This is a genomic window from Saccharomonospora iraqiensis subsp. paurometabolica YIM 90007, from assembly GCF_000231035.2.
Classification (GTDB): Bacteria; Actinomycetota; Actinomycetes; order Mycobacteriales; family Pseudonocardiaceae; genus Saccharomonospora; species Saccharomonospora paurometabolica.
This window is the reverse complement of sequence record NZ_KI912218.1, coordinates 46089-46781: the sequence shown is the minus strand read 5'-3', so window position 1 is coordinate 46781 and position 693 is coordinate 46089. Positions and strand designations below refer to the sequence as shown.

The 693-nt window shown below is 75.9% G+C and carries 1 protein-coding gene; it reads right to left on the bottom strand.

Annotation, left to right across the window (positions count from 1 at the left end):
• Positions 1-693: phytoene desaturase family protein (locus SACPADRAFT_RS26090; protein WP_007027869.1), on the bottom strand; the 693-nt coding region annotated here is incomplete at both ends.

Genomic DNA, 693 nt, shown 5'->3' with positions numbered 1-693 from the left:
GACGGCGCCACCCGGGTGGGCCGACGCGCCCGCCAGGTACAGCCGGTCGACCGGGGTGTCCGACCGGCCCAGTCCCGGCAGCGGGCGGAACACCAGCTGCTGGTGCAGCGCCGCCGTGCCCGCGTTGATCGCCCCGCCGACCAGACTCGGCTCGGCCCGCTCGATGTCGCCGGGGCCGAACAGGTGCCGGGCCCGGATCCGGTCGCGGAAGCCGGGCGCGTGCCGTTCCACGACGCCCTCCATCAGGTCGGCGAACCGGCGCAGGGAGTCGGCGTCCCAGGCGATGCCCTGCGGCACGTGGGTGTAGGCCCAGGCCACCTCGGTGCCCTCCGGCGAGCGTGTGGGATCCGTGGTGGTCATCTGGCCCAGCACCAGCATCGGGTCGGCGGGCACCCGGCCCGCGTCCAGCTCGGCGCTGTAGCGCAGCAGCCCGTCCATGTCGTTGTCCAGGTGCACCGTGCCCGCCCCGGCCACCTCCGGGTTGCTCCACGGCACCGGGCCGGACAACGCCCAGTCGACCTTCACCGTCGAGTCGTCCCACCGGAAGCCGCCGAGGTCGGACAGCAGCCGGGCGGGCAGGTGCCGGTCCTCGACCAGCCGCCCGTACAGCATCGGTGCGGGCACGTCGGCCAGCACCGCGTGCCGCGCCCGCACCCGCGTGCCGGTGGCGTCGACGACCCCGACCGCACGGCC